Origin of the sequence: Vibrio sp. 10N.261.45.E2 (assembly GCF_002875705.1) — a bacterium.
In the GTDB taxonomy this organism is placed as follows: domain Bacteria; phylum Pseudomonadota; class Gammaproteobacteria; order Enterobacterales; family Vibrionaceae; genus Vibrio.
The window spans coordinates 1-17,453 of record NZ_MCZZ01000014.1 but is presented as its reverse complement, the minus strand read 5'-3'; the positions used below and the strand labels follow the sequence as shown (position 1 = coordinate 17,453).

The following is a 17,453-nucleotide window of genomic DNA, read 5'->3' as shown; positions in this document are numbered from 1 at the left end:
GTTCTGTTTATTGAGTCTGGTTTGATGAGTAATCTCATGTTGGACATCAAACTTAGGTGAACAAAATGAAGATTGAACATATCGCGATTTGGACCAAACAACTCGAAGTGTTGAAGCGATTTTATGAGGACTATTTCGGCGCGACATCAAACGCAAAATACTACAACTCAACCAAAGGCTTCTCTTCCTATTTCCTCTCTTTCGAAACTGGCAGTCGTTTAGAGATCATGGAAATGGATTCTGTGCCTGAATCGAAAGATGACATCTACGACCAGTTCACGGGCTTCATCCATATGGCGATTTCATTAGGTTCGGAACAGGCGGTGGATGAGCTCACCAGTCGCTTGGTTAAAGATGGTTATGAGCGCTTAGATGGCCCAAGAAGAACAGGTGATGGCTATTATGAGAGCTGTGTTCTTGACCCTGATGGCAATCGATTGGAACTTACTGTTTGATAGAGGGAATCAAGTAAACCGGTTAAGTCATTATATTAAAAGAGCAATGAGCGCCTGCTGCATTGCTCTTTATTGGTGGGATGGTAGTTTAATCAACCTTGTGATTATAGATATGAACATCTCGCTGAGGGAAAGGGATCGAGATACCTTCTTGGTCGAGGCTCTTCTTCACCTTTTCTGTCATATCCCAATAAACTTCCCAGTAATCGACGGTGTTTACCCAAGGGCGAACAACAAAATCAACAGACGAGTCATTCAATGAATGGACACGTACCATAGGCTCAGGCGTTTCTAACACGCGCGGGTCGCTAGTCAGAATATCCATGAATACCTTTTTGGCTTTATCGATGTCATCTTGATAACCAATCCCAAACACCATGTCGACGCGTCGGATGCTTTCTGCCGTAATGTTGTTAATCACATCACCCCAGATTTTGTTGTTTGGTATCACTAACCTTTGGTTATCTACCGTTTGAATTGTGGTTGAAACCAAGCTCATCTTATTAACGGTCCCCTGAATATCGTTGACTTTAACTAGGTCGCCAACGTCGTAAGGGCGGTAGATCAGGATCATCAAGCCAGAAGCAAAGTTCGATAAGGTATCCTGCAAGGCAAAACCAATGATCACACCTGCAACACCAAGACCAGTCAGAAGCGGACCAAGCTCAATCCCGACTTGAGATAGTGCGACCAGAATTCCGATAAACATGACCGCTTTTGAAACGATCGATGTGAAAAAGTTTTGCATCAAGACGCTAAAATTCATTTTGGCGCTCTTAACACTCATGCCGACGCCGATTGCAACAAGGTTGGCGATTTTCTTGGCTGCAAACAGGATAGCTAAGCAAAGCAGTAAGCGAACAACAAGTGATGGTGCTTTATCAACAATCCACAGCTGAAAAGAGTGCAGTGTCTCTTCAACGAACGAGTAAGCCACATCGACATCGATGATATCGGTATTAAGGTGTCGTTGAACTTGCTCAAGCAAAGCTAGGTGATCGGCATTTTCGATGTTCAATGCTGTCATTAGCGCGATGATCGATTCAAAACTGTAGAGTGTTATTTCTAGCTCTTCATTTTGTTGATTGAGCTCTTGTGTCAGTGCTTCATTGTTGCTGACAAAAGAACTACGCTGCTCGAGTTCGATGATCTTGGCTTCTTTATACAGCAAGATATTGGTGAGGAAATCCACACGCTCAGTCACAGACTGTTTAAATGCGGCCTTCGCCTCGTCTACGGGAATAGCATTGGATTCAAGCTGGTTAATGGTGGCCATCAGTTGACCATAATAGGTGTCCATTAACATTGAACGACGTTGAAGGTTCACGAGCAGAGTTGATTTCTCATCGTCTGGTGCTGCGCGAAACTCAATCGCTTGCTGGTGAATTTTTGTTTCGCTCAACAGTAATAAGCGCTGCATCAGGTCGAGTTGATCGCTCAGTAGTTTAGAAAGGCTTTCATCATCGGTTGGCTCAGCTGCGATTGCGTCTATTTGGGCTCTTAGGTGTTCGTTTTTGCGCTTTAGTATGTTTTCTAAGAACTCTTGCTCATTGGTTGGCGTTTCACCCGATGAGTGCGCCACCTCCAGTGCAGCAAGATCATTGATTAACTGGTCTTGAGTTGAGTGCACGTCAGAAGCGTAGCTGTGGGCTCCGACAAGAAGCGCGAACATAAGGAACAGGTAGGTTAGAAGGTCACGAATCATTGGTTTGCCTATGTAATGACTTCCTTGATCGTACTTTTGAAAATAGAGGAGTCACCTGACTCCTCATGCTATCTCAGACTTCATGGATTTGAAGTTGGATTGAATAATGATTGAGGCTGCGTGATAGGGCTGACTGTGTGGTTTTGTATGCATCAGCAGAAACCTTAGAATCAACACCTAAGTGGGCATTGTTTCGGCCAGCCTCGCATCTGATTAGAACTGGTAGTTGAACTCGATGCGGTGGTCGCCGTCTTCAAAGCTGGTATTTTCTGACCAGTTAGCGAAGTAACGAACATTGGCACGTGGTGTGATTTGGTAGCTAGCAGCAAACTCGTGTGCTAACACTGAATCACTTTGCTCGAAACCGTAATCTTTAAATGTCGATGAGCCAGAAATTGTGCCTAAGTACATTGGGTTGTAGTTCAACCAAATCTTGTCAGTGATTTGCATTTTACCGTACATACCAGCTACGTAGAATGTGCCGTGCATGTTGTAACGATCACGAAGTTGATCGGCATCTAAATCACCGCCAGATGTACCAGGAAGTTCTTCACCAGCAGCAATACCAAGCCCTGCTAGAGGGTAGAAGTTGAACATGCCCATTTGTGGAAGTGCTTGGATGAAGCTATAAGACGCGCTACCTTGGTTGTTGTCGAAATCCCACGATATATCAACCTGTGCACCACGGCCATTGGTTAGGTCAACGCCAAAGTTTCTAAAACGAATTGAGTCGATGCTGTCGTCTGTATCACGGTTGCTCCAACCAATAGCATCACCTGCGATCCCTTTGATTTCAATAACATTCATACCCATAGTGATATCACTACCAGTGTCGTAGGTTTGGCCAATTTTTACGTTCAGACCTTTGTCTGTGTAACCAAAACCTGCTTGGGTATAAACCGCCAGTGGATCTGACATGTCTTGAACTTCAGATTCTTCAGCGACTGCTGAATAAGAGAAAGCAATAACCGCCATTGAAACAAGTGAACGACGTAATAGCATAGTAACCTCAATAGTTTTTATTATTACGTCCATGTAATCGTGAATATAAAACCACTATACAAACTAGAGAAAGTTAATTAAATTCACATAAGCTTAAGCATTCGTTAAGCAAAACTTTATGGTGAGATATGAAGCTGAATAATGTTGATTTGAACTTGTTGAAAGTCTTTGTTGTTGTTTATCAAGAGCAAAGTTTGCGAAAAGCAGGCGAGAAATTATTCGTCTCTACACCTGCGGTGAGCCAGAGCATTAAGAAGCTTAAAGAGTCGCTGGGTGAGGAGTTATTTGTTCTATCAAACAAGCAGTTTTTACCAACTCCATTTTCAGATGATCTTTACCAACGTGTTTTTCCGTTACTTGAAGGGCTTTCGGTGGCTATAGAGGAAGGTCGGGCTTTTAATCCAGAAGAGTTGAGCGATAGCTTTCATGTGGAAGCGAATCCTCATATTCTACCGTGGTTTACTCCCGCTCTGTTCAATCTCGTTTCAAAAGAAAGCCCTCGTTCAACATTAGTGACACATACCATTTCTCAGCATTCACTCGAGAAGCTTCAACACGGTCTTATTGATTTTGTGATTCATTTTAGTGAAGAAGAACTGCCATCGGAGATCATTGCGGTACCTCTCATCAACTTGAGTTTTGTGCTTGCTGTAAGACATGGACATCCCGTAAAAGCCAAAGTTGCGAAGATTGAAGAGCTGTTGCCTTATCCTTTTGCACACGTTGATTTAGCGTATTTTGACCAAAGCAAAAACTCTCGAATTGAGCAAGAGGTCTCTAACATTGGGTTGTCGATTAACATGGCGCTGCGAACCACTTCGATCGTCGGTTTAATAGAGACGGTTAAACAAACCAATGTGATTGCACCGTGCATGCCTCCAGTGGTTGAGCAACATGCGCAAGACATACGAGCGATTACCGTGGAAGGTTTAGAAGGGGCACAAGAGGTACAAGTCTATGCTTACATTAATAAACGTAATCAGCACTCTGCCAAATACAAATGGTTGTTAGATGTGATTGAGACATCGATGGCAACTTATCACCACGCCTAAATAGGTTTGTGCATTCGTCGTCGCGGGCTCTCAACGTGTTTACTCGGGAACAGGTCAGTTAGCTTTTAGTTATTTGTCTCGAAGCAGTGCTTCACTTGTTCTCGTAACTGCTTATGGGCTGCATCATTGAGATAGCGACGGTGATAAGTGAGGTGATAGTCCACAGCGGTCAATTCGAATGGAAATTCAAACGACTTGAGGCCAAGTTGCTTCCCCCACCTTTGATACATACTTGCTGAGGCACTGCCGAGTCGGTCACTCTCTGAAACCAACAACATCATACTGGCGATAGAACTTGTCTCTACAACCACCTCACGTTGTTGTGGTTGCCCTACCAGCAGGTAATCAAAGGCAGACATACTTTGACGTGTCATCTTTATGGCTACGTGCTGCTCGGCTAAATAGTCTTGCGCCGACAATTGGTCTTGGATGCGAGGATGGTTTTCGTTGCAGATAACGAGCATTTTTTCTTGGTAGACAGGCTCGGAAATTAAAGCGCTAGATTGCCTTGGAAGATGATCGATGACCAGATGTACTTTTCTTGATGTTAGGTCATTAACGAGTTGCTCATCGCTCAGAGGGGACTCAATGAAGTGACCAGAGACCTTGTCTTCAACGAGGTATAACAGGGATTCTGTGCAGTGGATGACAGGTTTTGCGACATTGCCGGTGACATCGAGAAGTTGCTCGGCTTGAGCAAATCGTTCTGCGAGCCAAAGCCCTTCTGCTGTTAGCTCTACCCCACGGCCTTTGCGTATATAGAGTTCATAGCCAACCTCCGACTTCAGCTTTTTTAATGCCATGCTAATACCGGGCTGGGTCATGCCAATGGCTTCTGCGGCTTTGGTGAGCGAACGAGTCTGACTTAATGCCACAAATACTTTGATCAGGTTGTAATCCATACAGGCTCCTGTGGGTAGGCTTGCTTCAGAAACAAAAAAACCTTCTACCGAAATAGAAGGTTTATAGTATGGTGTTAAGCCCTGTATTTAAAGCCTGACTTTGGTTTTAAATTCTGACTTTGAGCTTTATGGCCTGACTTTGATCTTTATAGTCTGACCTTAAATTTAAAGTCTATACAAGCCGTTCGCTGTGAAGTCAGCCCTTAGCTTGCTGGCTCTATTTCTGGCATGTTGTATTGTTTGAATGCCTGAACGTCAGCACCATAGGCACGCATTAAAAAGCCCCAATTATCTTCGGTGACGAGTGCAAAGTTCTTAATACCGTCGATGTCAGAACACGCCTCTTTAGTGCCAAAGTGAACAGTAAAGGTGTTGTCGCTGTTTAGCTTTACATTACCCGAGTTGATCACATTGCTTTCATTCGCCATCAAGTACTTTTCATTGTTGTATAGAGTGATAGACCAAAAATCTTTCACATCTGGTTGACTATAGGTCGCGGTATAACATGTCTCTTGGTTTACGCCAGGATTGTATGGAGCGTACATTGCGTATTGGTCTTCAGATAAGCCCCAAGCGCCAGCTGTTGAGTAGGTGAACTTCTCCCAGTCTTGTACCTTAGCCACATTATCCGTCATTTGACCAAAGGTATCAGGCAGCGCGTTGTAGCCTTGCATAAGCGCGGTACGCACTTTCAGTAACGTGTCTAAATCGTAGTCTGGCACTGGGTTGTTCGATGCTGCTTCTAGTGTCATTTTAGGTTGTAGGTTATCAACCACGTATTGTACGTCTGCATCCGTACCGTCGGTGCCAACGCGGATACCGATCGCTACGTGAGAACCGTTAAATTCACTGCCATCAAACTCGTAAACACCACCGCCCATTAGTTGGGTAGACATGTGTTCTTGCGACACGATTTGCGCCGTGATGTAACGGTCGCCTGTGTTTGGCATGGTTAAAGTAAAGCCCTCACTCGCATCTACTACGATCATGGTGTACACCACGTCATTATTTGGAGATACAACCCAGCGATCTTCGGCTTTGGCTAAGGTCGTAAAATGGAAGATGCCGTTGATACCTTCACGTTTTGCCATGTTGGTCATGAAGTGCAGAGATTCAGCTTCTAGAAACTGTTCTGGTGTCATTCCATAATCTACTGGATTGATGTCCCAGCTTGATGAGTTGATCGGTTCGATTGAAGAAAACGGTTGATGTGATGCCTCAAGCGCAGATGCTGAAGTGCCTGCGAATGCAGAAAAGCTAGTCATGGTGATAAGTGTTGACAGAAGAGTCTTTTTCATGTGTAACCTTATGAATATCTTTGCAAAAATGGATTCGTTTGAAACAAGGAGAGAATGCCCTCCTTGTTAAGTTCATCGGTTTCGAAGCGTCAGGTTATTGAACGCTGACAGAGCGAATACCGTCGATAAATTCGATGAATTCCATTTCATTGTTTGGCTTATAGAAGCGCCATACCCCCGTCCAGCCATCCTTTACATCGATTGAGTGCGATAACTGTGGGCAGTTAAATGCAACCTCAAAAGTGTCGCCGTTATCTTTCATCTCTTCATGCCCGATGTAGAAATTGTCTTCTACAATCCAGCCAGCGGTATCGTAAGTGGTGAGTGAGAAGAAACCACCGTTTGCATAATCGAGATCGGGCTTTGGCATGTTGAAGGTTTGGCACGCTTTATCTGAGCCACCACCTACCACGTAGGGTAAGTATTGAGCTTCGTATGATGGCAGGCCGCCATAACCAACCGCTGTCGCGTAGATATAGGAGGTTGGGTCCGCTTGCTCAATCTTTTTTACAAAAGACATGTGCTCTAGGATCTTCACTTCGCCTTTAACAAACTCCATAACGAGCTGGTTACGCAGTGCTTGTACGTCCGCTTCTGAATAGCCTTTACCTTGGTAAGGGCGTGAAGAATTAGTTTTGATCTGTAGCTGTGCTTGACGTTCAGCGGTGTCATCACCTGCAATTTTGGTACGTGCGAGCAGGTAAACATACTCACCGTTGATATCATCAGCATTGATGGTTAGTGATTCACCACGAGACACGACTTGGTGTGATAGGTGCTGTTCATCCATTAGGTGGATAATTTGGTAGTGCTCTGAATTTGGAACGGTAAAGGTTGCGCCTTGTGATACGTCGACAATTGCAATCGAGTACACCACGTCGCGGTTTGAGCGAATGACTTGCTGATTATCAATACTTACCGGAGCGTCGTGCATCCATGTGTTGACCCCCGCATTGTTTTGTACGCCAGAAAAGTACCAGTCTGTTTCTGCTTCAACGTAGTTCTCTTTGGTTACTTCAGCAGCAATAAGGCCAGAAGAAGCCAATGCCATTAGGGTAACTAGGGTGGTTTTTTTCATGGATGCTCTCAAAGTTTGATTAACTTGCGAACATTATGTCTGTGATTAATAGCTCTAAAAATAGAGCGGTGATGATTTAAGATATCACTGATAGTGATGTTTTTGTCGCGTTTAGTTGGTGGCTGAGTTGCGAAATGAGTTGGAATAGGTATCGATTATTAAACCTGTTCATTACTGCGAGTCCGATAGCAATCTATGCTGTTAGGATACTAAGATGAATAGAGAGGTTTGGTTATCTTCTCACTCATTAAATACGGGACGTTTATATGCAGCGCATGTTGAGTTTTATTTTTAGCCTTGGACTTATGGGGTGTTCAGTTTCTGATACTGTCTCAGAGGTGGCTCCACTATCACAAGAACCTCTACCACAAGAAGCTCTATCACAAGAACCTATAGGTTACCTAGGCTTTGTGAATCACCAAGAGTGGGCGATTCAATTCAATGATTGCACGGTCTTCGATTTAACAGGCGCACAATCCTACCAGTGGCTTGATCGCACTCTAGTCTCTGTGAGTTGCTACACGTTCAAGCCAAACGATGCCATCGAGCCTTTATCTGTCTATGTTGACGCAAACCTCAACAGTAGCAAGCTCACTCCGATTAAGCGCTTTAAAGAGCTCCAGGTATCAGAATCAGGTTGGGGCCAATTTCCTGCAGTCTATGAGACCAATGGCACCAATTGGTTGAGAGTCAAAGAGGGTTGGATTCATCTTACTCTAGCTGATCAGACACTCGTTCAGTTCTATCCTGGAACTCAAGATCAATCTGGCAAACCACAACACGAGCAGTATTTTGAAGAGCATTAGTAGCCTTGCTGACTTTTGATTAGCCCGTTGCTCGATCAAAAAAAAGATCTTTTAATTGTTGCTGAAACCGGTTTCAATCTGTATCTTTGCTTTTATTGAAATCGGTTTCAGAGTTGCAGTTGAGCGCTCTATTCCAGATCTTTTTCACGAATAACTTGTAGCGAGTAATGGTATGAACAACGAATTTCCAAACGATTTTTTATGGGGCGGTGCGGTTGCAGCGCATCAGCTAGAAGGCGGCTGGGATGCGAATGGTAAGGGGGTGAGCGTCGTTGATGTGTTAACGGCAGGCGCACATGGCGTACAACGTCGAATCACAGATGGCGTGATCGATGGTGAAAACTACCCTAACCAAGTGGCGGTTGATTTCTATCATCGCTACAAAGAAGACATTAAGTTATTTGCAGAGATGGGTTTTAAGTGCTTTCGCACCAGTATTGCATGGACACGTATTTTCCCAAATGGAGATGAGGCCGAGCCGTGTGAAGCGGGGTTAGCGTTTTACGATGACTTGTTTGATGAACTTCTGAAATACGACATTCAGCCAGTGGTGACACTGAGCCACTTTGAAATGCCTTACCACTTAGCCAAAGAATACGGCGGTTGGATGAACCGTAAAGTGATCGACTTCTTTGTTAAGTACTCGACTACAGTGATGGAGCGTTATCAGCACAAAGTGAAATACTGGATGACGTTTAACGAGATCAATAACCAGATGAACACCTCGGCTGACATCTTTGGTTGGTTGTGTTCTGGCGTGAAATTCCCACACTGCGAAAAGCCGCAAGAAGCTATGTATCAAGCGGTTCACCATCAATTTGTTGCCAGTGCGCTGGTGGTTAAGAAAGGCCACGAGATCAATCCAAATCTTCAGATTGGTGCAATGTGTGCGATGGTGCCTTTCTACCCTCGTTCTTCGAAGCCAGAAGATATTATGGTGGCACAGCACGCGATGCGTGATCGTTACTTCTTCTCGGATGTGATGGTACGCGGTCATTACCCAAATTACGCTAAGCGTGATTGGGCTATCAAAGGCTTCAATATTGAAATGCAGCCAGAAGATGAACAGATCTTGAAAGAAGGTAAAGCGGACTACCTTGGCTTTAGTTACTACATGTCGAATACTTTGGACTCGTCTTCGCACCAATCGACCGAAGAAGCGATGGACGGCGGTCATGAAAACTCGGTTGATAACCCGTTCATCCAATCAAGTGATTGGGGTTGGCCTATAGATCCAACAGGTCTGCGTTTCTGTTTAGCTTCTCTGTATGAGCGCTATGAAGTGCCGCTGTTCATCGTTGAAAATGGTTTTGGCGCGGTTGATACCATCGAAGAAGATGGCAGCATCAACGACGATTACCGTATCGCTTACCTCGGCGATCACATCAAAGAGATGAAAAAAGCGGTTGCGATTGATGGTGTTGATTTGATGGGGTATACCCCTTGGGGCTGTATCGATTTGGTATCGTTCACCACCGGTGAGATGAAAAAACGCTACGGATTCATTTATGTCGATAAGCACAACGACCAATCTGGAACACTTGAGCGCAAGCGCAAGAAGTCGTTCGAGTGGTATAAAGGTGTGATTGCATCTAACGGTGCCACTATTTAGAATGCGTTTTGCTGCGCAGTTACACGTAATATAAAGTTACGCGCAATGTGAATTAACATTAAATTAGTCGGCTTATGTCGGCTAATTTTTTATAAAGGAAAAGAAGCGAATGGTCACAATGCTTGATGTCGCGAACCGTGCAGGCGTATCTAAGTCGACAGTCTCTCGTGTCTTAAATGGCAAGAATATCGTGCGCCCAGATGTGGTGAAAAAGGTATTTGATGCGATTCAAGAAACGGGCTATCGACCAAACCTGTTGGCTCAGCAATTGGCGACTAAGAAGACCAACTTCATTGGCTTTGTGATCACTAATGAGTTGTTTAACGGCCCTTACTTCTCTTCCTTGATGTATCACGCGGCTTCTTATAGCGAAAAATCGAATCACCAACTGGTGATCACCGATGGTAAACACAGCGCTGAAGACGAAAGAAAGGCGATCAATTTTTTACTCGACATGAAGTGCGCGGGCATCATCATCTATCCGCAATGTTTAACGGAAAGCGAGATAGCTCAGATCATCGAAAGCACAGACACACCGATTCTGGTGCTCAACCGAGAAATGCCATCGAAGCCAGAGCACGCGATCACCACTGACCATTATCACAGCGCTTGTTTGATGGTTGAACACATCATCGAGCAAGGTCATACCGAGATTGCAGTCATTCGTGGCAAAGCGGGTTCTTCGACCGATAAGCTACGTTACCAAGCCTATCAAGATGTGTTAACCAAGCAGGGTATAACTTTGGATGAGTTTAAAGTTGCTCAAGGCGACTGGACGATGGAGAGTGGTTACCGTGCCGCGCAAGCTTTAGTGGAAAACAAAGTAAGCTTCACTGCGATATTGTCCGAAAATGATGACATGGCAATTGGCGCGATTAAGGCGTTAACGGAGCTGGGTTACTCACTTCCTCAAGATATTTCTATTGTTGGCTTTGATAACAGTAAAGTCGGTGATTTCCTCACACCAAGCCTAACCTCTGTGAGTGTGCCACTTGAGCAAATGACGCAAAAAGCGATTCTGCAAATTGTCGGTGAAACAGAGCAAGCGACGACTATCAATACCACTGGCAGTTTGGTGTTGCGTGATTCGATCGCGAAGCTAAATTAGCACGGATTTAACTTTGTTATTCATCTACAAAAAGTGACGAGCTGCGCATCTATTAAATCAAGCTTAAACACTCCTTATTCACGGTTATTTAGATGTGTGATATTGCGTTTTTGGTCGATGACTTGACCACCATTAGGTCAGTAATGCGAAAACAAGTCAGTAGTGTGAGAACAGGTAAGTAACGTGAAAACAGAAAAGCAAAAAATGCTAGCAGGGGAACCTTACCTAGCGTGGGATGAAGAGCTGTATGCTGAACGAATTGAGTGCCGTAAGGTACTAAGAACACTCAACAACAGTATCCCAGATAGTGATGAATGGCGCACAGCGATCGATACGCTGATTCCTGATTCTGAAGGCGCATATTTAGAACCACCATTTCGCTGTGACTATGGCTCGAACATTAAGTTAGGTAAAAACTTTTACGCTAACTTCAATTGTGTTGTTTTGGATGTGGCAGAAGTGACCATTGGCGACAATGTACTTTTCGCTCCAAATGTTCAAGTGCTCACAGCAGGACACCCACTGGATGTGAAGAGTCGTGTTGACGACGGTGTTGAGTTCGGCACCCCAATCACCATTAGTGACAATGCATGGATTGGTGCTGGCGTGATTATCTGCCCTGGCGTGAACATTGGTAATAACAGTGTGATTGGTGCAGGCAGCGTGGTGACTAAAGACATCCCAGATAATGTGGTTGCGGTGGGTAACCCGTGTAAAGTTTTGAAGCTGATTGATAACGAACAATAATGATATTTCATAAACAAAGCCCGAACCTAGGTCCGGGCTTTGTTTTTCTATTCTTGCTAGATGCTAGATGCTAGATGCTAGATGGAACAGCTTGTTGTGCTTGCTTCTTATCTAACGCACCACTGAATCGAGTCAGTCCAAGAGCGACTAAAACAATCACTGCACCTACCCAAGGGGTGTTCATTAATCCAGATTTCGCCACAATCAAACCACCGCCCCATGAACCCAATGCAATGCCAACATTGAAGGCTGCAATGTTCAACCCAGAAGCTACATCGACTGCGTCAGGTGTGTACTTCTCAGCCAGCTTAACCACGTAAACTTGCAGGCCTGGAACGTTACCGAACGCGAATGCACCCCAAACCAAGATGGTCGCAACAGCTGCGTAAGGGTTTACTGCGGTAAAGTTGAATACCACTAATACTGCAGCTAAACCTGAGAAGATAACGGTCAGCGCTTTAATTGGGCCCATCTTATCGGCCATTTTACCGCCCCATATGTTACCCACCGCTACTGACACACCGTAGACCAACATGATTAGGCTGATAGAGCTTGAATCAAACCCTGATACGTTTTCTAGTATTGGAGCTAGGAACGTAAAGGCTGTGAATGTACCGCCATAGCCGAGTGCCGTGATAGCGTAAACTAAGAGTAATCGTGGTTGAGTTAGAACTTTTATTTGTGCCGAAATCTTAGCTGCTGGTGGTTGTTTAAGGTTGCTTGGAACCAAGATAGCGCTACCGATAAGAGCAATAAGACCAAGCAATGCAACGATCAAGAAGGTCGCTTGCCAGCCAAAAGTTTGGCCGATATAAGTGCCCAGTGGTACGCCTGTTACCAATGCAACAGTTAAACCTGTAAACATGATGGCAATGGCACTGGCAGCTTTATCTTTTGAAACCAAACCTGTCGCGATGGTTGAGCCAATAGAGAAGAACACACCATGGGCAAGACCAGTCAAAATTCGTGCGGCGATCAACGTGCTATAGCCTGGAGCCTGCCACGCCAGTAAGTTACCGACAACAAATAGAGACATTACGGATAACAACACCACCTTACGGTTCCATTTCCCCGTTAACGCCGTGAGCACTGGTGCACCAATAGCAACGCCAAGCGCGTATAAACTAACTAATAGACCTGCCGATGGCAGAGATACATTTAAGTCGCTTGCCATGGTAGGGATTAAGCCTACGATGACAAATTCTGTGGTTCCGATGGCAAAGGCGCTGAGCGTCAATGCAAGTAATGCTAATGGCATAATCATCTCTCTTACTGTGTTTTGTTAAATACCGAGCGCGATAAAATGGGGCAGCTTGTGACTGCAATAGGCGCGCTTCGTTTGATGGCGAGGATTATCTAGCAAAATATATTTGTGAAAAACATTGCCATTAACAAATAACCTTTGTGATATTTGCAATAATTGAAGAGTTAGACGATCATAAAAATAAGTGGATGAAAGTTAAAAGAAACGGATGATTTGAGCTGTGATGAGCACTAAAGAAAGGAGCATAACTAAAATGAAAATAACGAAGGAGCCTCATGCTAACCCGTTCAGATGATTTAGAAATGGTACTTACTGTGGTCGATGCTGGTGGGTTCTCTGCAGCGGCAGAAGCATTAGACGTTCAAGTGGCCAAGGTATCTCGCTCGGTGAGTAAGGTTGAATCGAAACTCGGAGTCTCAATATTCAACCGAACAACGAGGCGCGTGGAATTGACAGAAGAAGGGCGGCAGTTTGTCGATTCAGTAAGGTTAGGGCTACAGATGATTCAGAGCGCAGAAGAGGAAATTGTGTCGCGCGGAGAATTACCAAAAGGTCGTTTAAGAGTTGATGCGGCAAGCCCATTTGTTTTTCACCAATTGGTGCCTTTGGTGCAGTCATTCAAAGAAGCTTATCCAGACATTGAATTGGAACTCACTTCCAACGAGGGCTTTGTTGATCTTCTAGAAAAGAGAACCGATGTTGCGATTCGAATCGGTAAGTTGTCCGATTCAACACTTCATGCCCGCCCTTTAGGGAAAAGCTTACTCCACATCGTAGCGTCGCCTGACTATCTTGCTAAGCGTGGGGTGCCCACTAAACCAGAAGATTTGAGTTCGCATCAGATCGTCGGCTTTGCAGGAAACAAGGTACTTAATCACTGGCCTTTGCCAAACCAAAGCTATGTCGCGCCAACTGTGACAGCCAGTAATGGTGAAACAGTGCGTCAACTCGCACTAGCTGGAAATGGGATTGCTTGTTTGTCGGGGTTTATGGTGCAGGAAGATATGGCAGCAGGGCGTCTGATCCCTATTTTGGAACAAGATAAACTTGCCAATACAGACCGAGAACGAGTGAATGCCGTTTACTATAAGTCGTCTTCTGTTTCTAAACGAATCTCGGCGTTTATTGATTTTATTCAACCAAGATTAAGCCTCTAACAAGAAACTAGAGGTGTCACTGGCCGCCTGGGAGCTGGAGCAAGGAGTGCTAGCTCAGTTAGCTACAATAGCTCGCTTCAGAAATCAGGTCTCTTAGCCAGCGATGTCCTATGTCATCGTGTTGAGCTGGATGCCAAAACATCGCGACGTTTACACTTTCTGAAATGAAATCACAGGGTAGGAGTTTTAAATCTGAATGTTGAAGGTATTTATTAAGTAACCGCTTCGGGAACAAACAAACATGGTGGCTATTTTCAATGATACTCATCATTTCAACGATGCTGTTCGCGCTCCACGCTATATCTCGTTGTTTCAGGATATCACCATAATCCAATCCTTTGTCGTGTAAATAAGGTTGTTTCTGATTGGATGTGGTGTGCACGACATGTTTTTCTGACAAAAATTGCTCAATTGATACTGTTGGGTTTGTTAAGCGAGGGTGGTTTACGTGACATAAAACACATAACTCTTCCCGTAAGATCTCTTCAGATTTGAGTCCAGGATATTGCCCATGATCAATATCTATCGACAAGTCATAGTGGTTTCTGAGCAATGAACTCATGTCTTTGTGCGCTAAGTTTGAATCCGCCTTAACTTTTACCTTAGGAGCTTGCGTAAATATAAGATTCGAAACAACAGAAAGAATACTCAGTCCGAATACAGATGCAGTTGAAATCATGAACTTTCGGGAACTGGTTTCTGGATTAAAGTTTGAAAGAGGTGGGGCTGTGAGTTTGATTTGATGAACCGCGGCGGACAGTTGGGGATAAATACTTTTAGCTAGCTTGCTAGGGGAAACACCATGACTTTCACGAAAGAAAAGAGGATCATCAAACAGAATTTTAAGCTTATGGATACTTTGGCTCACAGCGGGTTGGCTCATGTTTAAACGATGAGCGGCTTTACTAAGGCTTAGTTCTTCCATAACAGCAACGAAGATGGGTATTAGGTTGAAATCTGAGTGCTTCATAAGTCGATCTAGATTTGAGGTTATGAACAAATATCATGGACTTTGTATGCTAGTCAGTGACTAGTGGAGGTACCATTTAGTCGAGAGTAATACAATTTTGACTCTGTTTTGTAGACTTTGCAGTCGTTTATACAAAGTCTAAGTAGCTACGTCTAAATGTAACTCTGCACTAAGTTTCGCCCTTGTCTCTTAGCTTGGTAAAGCATCTCATCTGCAATTGATACGACCTCTTCAATAGGTTGGTTAGGTAACAATACCGCGAGTCCTAATGATGCTGATATACCTCCCCTAGACATGATATGAAGCTGTTCATCTTCAGCAATTTTCTCTCTCAGTCTCTCGGCTAATTTCTTAGTATCAGACAGGGTCTGAGATTTAACGATGACAATGAACTCATCCCCGCCAATGCGGTAGCATTCGTCATTGCTTCGTACATTATCGGCCAAAATACTTGCAACTCTGATGAGGATATCGTCTCCGGTTGGGTGGCCATATTGATCATTGATATCTTTAAAATAATCGAGGTCGATAACAATCACGCAGATACACGCATGTTTAAGGTGGTCGTGCTTTAATCTTACGTTTGCTGATTGTAAATAGGCTCGATTCTTTAGCCCAGTTAAGGCGTCTGAAGCCAGTTTTATGTTGGTATTGTGTTGATATTTTGCAAAAGTCGCCAAGAGAATATAGCTAGCAAGAAGAAGTAATAGGATCTCTACGAGGCTTTGCAGCTCATTTTTTAGCTCGATAGCTGAACTTGTCATATCATCGAAGATGAGTACATTTCCATTGAAAACTGGTAACGGTACTTTAATCAGATGAAAGTACCGATTTTTCCGCGAGTCTAATTGATATAAATCGAGTGAAAGCAGGGATACAGGTGTTACTTTGAGGTATGTTTTTTCTGAATCAGGTGATAAGGAAGAGGAAAAGACAATGCGAATGGGTTTTCCTGAAAGTAGATAATATTGATTTTTTTGGTCTTGAAGTATTATGTTTTGTGCATTTGAAGGGGAGATCTTTTCAAAATAATAATTTAAATTGAAGCGACTTTTTACATCATGTAAAAAATCTTTGCCTACCTTCCCAGCGTTAGATTCTTTACTTTCTAAAAACGTGGATTTTTCAAGGTCAGCAAGAATTTTTTTTAAAAAAGAGAGGTTGTAATCGATATTATTTATAATTAGGTTTGAGATTAAATCCTCTCTTTTCCCTTTTTCGAATTCTATTGTTTTTACCAAGCTATGAATACTATTGTAGTGGAATAACAGTATTAGTAAGCTTAGTGAAGATATCAGTATGTTCCTTTTTATAATCAGAAAGTTAAGAATATTCATGACGGTTTATCCTTTAACCATTAATTAACTGACAACTTGAAGTTGATTCAATATCATTTGCTATTTTTAAGAGTAAACGCCTCGGTGGAGACAATTGATAGTCCATTGAGATTGAGAAAATCTCGATATCAGTTGGTTTTGACTATGACAGTGAGTCTTATGAAGAATACTCTTGATTTGAGTTCGTACGGTTTCCTTTGATACGTTTCTAATGCTGGATATCTCTGGCCCAGTGAACCCTTTTATCAATAACTCTAAAACGTTGAATTCTGATTTGGTTAACGTTGAAGTAATATCTATGTTCTTAGGTTCGGAGTACTTTTTCCAGTAGCGCAACATAGTGTTGTGGGCAACCCATGAGTTGGACCAGGCTATCATGATATTAGCGACCAGTTGTAAGTGCTTAGTTTGATGTTCAGATAATGATTCAACGCTGTGAAAGATAGCTACCATTCTATGATCGTAGTTTAGCGGAGAATAAACAGAATATTTGCTCAGTTTATTGGTGATTATTGACAGCTTTTTGTGATCAAATATGCGATTTTCCAAAACATTGTCATAGGTAAAGTGCAAAATGTTTTTCTCATGGCACATGGCTGCGTCAAAATAGCTTTCAATGCTCTCCGATATTCTTTTGCTAATGGATATTCTATTTGAAATACTCTCTAAACTTTCAAAAACAATGTCCTTACCTTTGGACAAAATGATTAGGCTCACATGTTCAACTCCAACTTTTTCTAGCCCTTCACGAACTTCACTTTCCAGTTCGTTCGGAAGATAGGAGATGCTTGGGTTTGTCAATTCGTTATTATTTTTTTTAACCATACAGTAGCCAACACTTTTTAATTGTATCGATATCGAACGTATTAATATTAGTTCATTTTGTTAAATTACTATCATCACCCTATTGGGTGAAATTTAAATAAAAATTAACAAAGTGATTAATAAAATGATTGAGAT

Annotated in this window: 16 protein-coding genes; 7 read left to right on the top strand and 9 right to left on the bottom strand. The window is 43.3% G+C overall.

Going from position 1 to position 17,453, the window contains the following annotated elements:
* The first annotated feature begins 65 nt into the window (after positions 1 to 65).
* A complete protein-coding gene (locus BCT34_RS00655; RefSeq protein ID WP_076651583.1) occupies positions 66 to 455 on the top strand; it encodes a VOC family protein in 390 nt (129 codons plus the stop codon).
* 88 nt (positions 456 to 543) lie between these two features.
* Here the strand turns inward: BCT34_RS00655 and BCT34_RS00650 are convergent, their stop codons facing one another.
* Positions 544 to 2,160, bottom strand: a complete 1,617-nt coding sequence (locus BCT34_RS00650; RefSeq protein ID WP_076651584.1) for a mechanosensitive ion channel family protein — start codon at positions 2,158 to 2,160, stop codon at positions 544 to 546.
* A gap of 213 nt (positions 2,161 to 2,373) precedes the next feature.
* A complete protein-coding gene (locus BCT34_RS00645; RefSeq protein WP_076651585.1) occupies positions 2,374 to 3,162 on the bottom strand; it encodes a hypothetical protein in 789 nt (262 codons plus the stop codon).
* A gap of 128 nt (positions 3,163 to 3,290) precedes the next feature.
* On the opposite strand from BCT34_RS00645, the gene BCT34_RS00640 reads away from it, so the two are divergent.
* Positions 3,291 to 4,214, top strand: a complete 924-nt coding sequence (locus BCT34_RS00640) for a LysR family transcriptional regulator (RefSeq protein WP_076651586.1) — start codon at positions 3,291 to 3,293, stop codon at positions 4,212 to 4,214.
* A gap of 65 nt (positions 4,215 to 4,279) precedes the next feature.
* Here the strand turns inward: BCT34_RS00640 and BCT34_RS00635 are convergent, their stop codons facing one another.
* The 3 genes from BCT34_RS00635 to BCT34_RS00625 form a co-directional block, all read right to left on the bottom strand.
* Positions 4,280 to 5,116, bottom strand: a complete 837-nt coding sequence (locus BCT34_RS00635) for a LysR family transcriptional regulator (RefSeq protein WP_076651587.1) — start codon at positions 5,114 to 5,116, stop codon at positions 4,280 to 4,282.
* A gap of 203 nt (positions 5,117 to 5,319) precedes the next feature.
* Positions 5,320 to 6,414 carry a DUF1254 domain-containing protein gene (locus tag BCT34_RS00630; protein WP_076651588.1) on the bottom strand — a complete coding sequence of 365 codons (1,095 nt, stop codon included), beginning with the start codon at positions 6,412 to 6,414 and terminating at the stop codon, positions 5,320 to 5,322.
* Between the two features lie 94 nt (positions 6,415 to 6,508).
* Complete coding sequence (locus BCT34_RS00625) at positions 6,509 to 7,492, bottom strand: DUF1254 domain-containing protein (RefSeq protein WP_076651589.1); 984 nt, start codon at positions 7,490 to 7,492, stop codon at positions 6,509 to 6,511.
* A 266-nt stretch (positions 7,493 to 7,758) separates the two neighbouring features.
* Here BCT34_RS00625 and BCT34_RS00620 point away from each other — a divergent pair, with 266 nt between their 5' ends.
* From BCT34_RS00620 to BCT34_RS00605, 4 genes are all read left to right on the top strand, one after another.
* Positions 7,759 to 8,298: a hypothetical protein gene (locus BCT34_RS00620; RefSeq protein WP_076651590.1), complete on the top strand. Its 540-nt coding sequence runs from the start codon at positions 7,759 to 7,761 to the stop codon at positions 8,296 to 8,298.
* A 172-nt stretch (positions 8,299 to 8,470) separates the two neighbouring features.
* A complete protein-coding gene (locus BCT34_RS00615; protein ID WP_076651591.1) occupies positions 8,471 to 9,910 on the top strand; it encodes a 6-phospho-beta-glucosidase in 1,440 nt (479 codons plus the stop codon).
* Between the two features lie 109 nt (positions 9,911 to 10,019).
* Positions 10,020 to 11,018, top strand: coding sequence for a LacI family DNA-binding transcriptional regulator (locus BCT34_RS00610; RefSeq protein WP_076651592.1), 999 nt, complete (start codon positions 10,020 to 10,022; stop codon positions 11,016 to 11,018).
* 183 nt (positions 11,019 to 11,201) lie between these two features.
* Positions 11,202 to 11,765, top strand: a complete 564-nt coding sequence (locus BCT34_RS00605) for a sugar O-acetyltransferase (RefSeq protein WP_076651593.1) — start codon at positions 11,202 to 11,204, stop codon at positions 11,763 to 11,765.
* A gap of 70 nt (positions 11,766 to 11,835) precedes the next feature.
* On the opposite strand, the gene BCT34_RS00600 is transcribed toward BCT34_RS00605, so the two are convergent.
* Positions 11,836 to 13,023 (bottom strand): MFS transporter, encoded by a 1,188-nt coding sequence (locus BCT34_RS00600; RefSeq protein WP_076651594.1) that lies wholly within the window; start codon positions 13,021 to 13,023, stop codon positions 11,836 to 11,838.
* Positions 13,024 to 13,304: 281 nt separating this feature from the next.
* Between BCT34_RS00600 and BCT34_RS00595 the strand changes: the two genes are divergently transcribed.
* Positions 13,305 to 14,186, top strand: a complete 882-nt coding sequence (locus BCT34_RS00595; protein ID WP_076651595.1) for a LysR family transcriptional regulator — start codon at positions 13,305 to 13,307, stop codon at positions 14,184 to 14,186.
* 58 nt (positions 14,187 to 14,244) lie between these two features.
* Here the strand turns inward: BCT34_RS00595 and BCT34_RS00590 are convergent, their stop codons facing one another.
* The 3 genes from BCT34_RS00590 to BCT34_RS00580 all read right to left on the bottom strand — a co-directional run bounded on the left by BCT34_RS00590 (position 14,245) and on the right by BCT34_RS00580 (position 17,318).
* Complete coding sequence (locus tag BCT34_RS00590) at positions 14,245 to 15,156, bottom strand: LysR substrate-binding domain-containing protein (RefSeq protein WP_076651596.1); 912 nt, start codon at positions 15,154 to 15,156, stop codon at positions 14,245 to 14,247.
* Positions 15,157 to 15,308: 152 nt separating this feature from the next.
* Positions 15,309 to 16,493 carry a GGDEF domain-containing protein gene (locus tag BCT34_RS00585; protein WP_076651597.1) on the bottom strand — a complete coding sequence of 395 codons (1,185 nt, stop codon included), beginning with the start codon at positions 16,491 to 16,493 and terminating at the stop codon, positions 15,309 to 15,311.
* A 66-nt stretch (positions 16,494 to 16,559) separates the two neighbouring features.
* Positions 16,560 to 17,318, bottom strand: coding sequence for a helix-turn-helix transcriptional regulator (locus tag BCT34_RS00580; RefSeq protein WP_076651598.1), 759 nt, complete (start codon positions 17,316 to 17,318; stop codon positions 16,560 to 16,562).
* Between the last annotated feature and the right edge of the window lie 135 nt (positions 17,319 to 17,453).

Excerpts from the sequence above, each read along its gene's own strand:
- BCT34_RS00610 (WP_076651592.1), top strand. The coding sequence starts at position 10,020 with ATGGTCACAATGCTTGATGTCGCGAACCGTGCAGGCGTATCTAAGTCG.
- BCT34_RS00595 (WP_076651595.1), top strand. The coding sequence starts at position 13,305 with ATGCTAACCCGTTCAGATGATTTAGAAATGGTACTTACTGTGGTCGAT.
- BCT34_RS00580 (WP_076651598.1), bottom strand. The coding sequence starts at position 17,318 with ATGGTTAAAAAAAATAATAACGAATTGACAAACCCAAGCATCTCCTAT.
- BCT34_RS00600 (WP_076651594.1), bottom strand. The coding sequence starts at position 13,023 with ATGCCATTAGCATTACTTGCATTGACGCTCAGCGCCTTTGCCATCGGA.
- BCT34_RS00630 (WP_076651588.1), bottom strand. The coding sequence starts at position 6,414 with ATGAAAAAGACTCTTCTGTCAACACTTATCACCATGACTAGCTTTTCT.
- BCT34_RS00655 (WP_076651583.1), top strand. The coding sequence starts at position 66 with ATGAAGATTGAACATATCGCGATTTGGACCAAACAACTCGAAGTGTTG.
- BCT34_RS00585 (WP_076651597.1), bottom strand. The coding sequence starts at position 16,493 with ATGAATATTCTTAACTTTCTGATTATAAAAAGGAACATACTGATATCT.
- BCT34_RS00590 (WP_076651596.1), bottom strand. The coding sequence starts at position 15,156 with ATGAAGCACTCAGATTTCAACCTAATACCCATCTTCGTTGCTGTTATG.
- BCT34_RS00640 (WP_076651586.1), top strand. The coding sequence starts at position 3,291 with ATGAAGCTGAATAATGTTGATTTGAACTTGTTGAAAGTCTTTGTTGTT.
- BCT34_RS00645 (WP_076651585.1), bottom strand. The coding sequence starts at position 3,162 with ATGCTATTACGTCGTTCACTTGTTTCAATGGCGGTTATTGCTTTCTCT.
- BCT34_RS00625 (WP_076651589.1), bottom strand. The coding sequence starts at position 7,492 with ATGAAAAAAACCACCCTAGTTACCCTAATGGCATTGGCTTCTTCTGGC.
- BCT34_RS00635 (WP_076651587.1), bottom strand. The coding sequence starts at position 5,116 with ATGGATTACAACCTGATCAAAGTATTTGTGGCATTAAGTCAGACTCGT.
- BCT34_RS00615 (WP_076651591.1), top strand. The coding sequence starts at position 8,471 with ATGAACAACGAATTTCCAAACGATTTTTTATGGGGCGGTGCGGTTGCA.
- BCT34_RS00620 (WP_076651590.1), top strand. The coding sequence starts at position 7,759 with ATGCAGCGCATGTTGAGTTTTATTTTTAGCCTTGGACTTATGGGGTGT.
- BCT34_RS00650 (WP_076651584.1), bottom strand. The coding sequence starts at position 2,160 with ATGATTCGTGACCTTCTAACCTACCTGTTCCTTATGTTCGCGCTTCTT.